Source organism: Aquimarina sp. MMG015, assembly GCF_018100855.1.
In the GTDB taxonomy this organism is placed as follows: domain Bacteria; phylum Bacteroidota; class Bacteroidia; order Flavobacteriales; family Flavobacteriaceae; genus Aquimarina; species Aquimarina latercula.
In genome coordinates, this window is record NZ_JAGJEB010000039.1 from 1 (window position 1) to 720 (window position 720).

At 32.4% G+C, this 720-nt stretch carries 1 protein-coding gene; it reads right to left on the reverse strand.

Annotated elements, in window-relative coordinates; translation table 11 throughout:
* Nucleotides 1-720 (reverse strand): type IX secretion system membrane protein PorP/SprF (locus J8L88_RS23400; RefSeq protein ID WP_211062085.1); only part of this gene is annotated, 720 nt, incomplete at both ends.

The window sequence follows — 720 nt, forward strand, 5'->3', positions numbered from 1 at the left end:
AGGAGTTAGCATTCTGTTATATTTTCTGAATAATTCAAAACGTAACATAACTTCATAACTTCCATCATTAAACTGTGTTCTACCTAATTCTGTAGACTCCTTATCATATGCAAATCCGATCATTAAAGAATCTGATACCTGGAACCCAGCCATCGCACTAAATGCTGCACTCCATCTATATCCTACCCCAAGAGTAAGTTTATCATACAACAAGAAATTAGCTGATAAATCTACTTGTAAAGGAGCTCCAAAAACCAACTTACTTAAAATCGCTGGTTTAAACTTTACAGTATCACTTAAATCAAAAACATGACCCGCTATTAAATAATAATTAATTCTTTCTTCTGCTATAAATGAGGAGTTTCCATTACTATCTATCGCTGCGCTTTCATCAAAATGATCTGTCTCTAATAAATTAGGAGCACTTAATCCTAAATAAAACTTATCAGTATGATAATAAATACCAGCACCAACATTAGGGCTAAATTTATTATCTATATTTCCATTATTAAAAAGAGGATCTCCAGTATCAAACTGTGACAATCGATCAAAATCCACATTTAATAAATGTCCCCCTGCCTTTATTCCAAAACTTAATTTTCCAGTATCTGAAGTAGGAATCGTATAAGAAAAATCAATATCAAAATATGTTTCATCAGTGGGTCCGATCTCGTCATTTACAATTGACAAGCCTAATCCAACTCGATTATTATCTCCTAT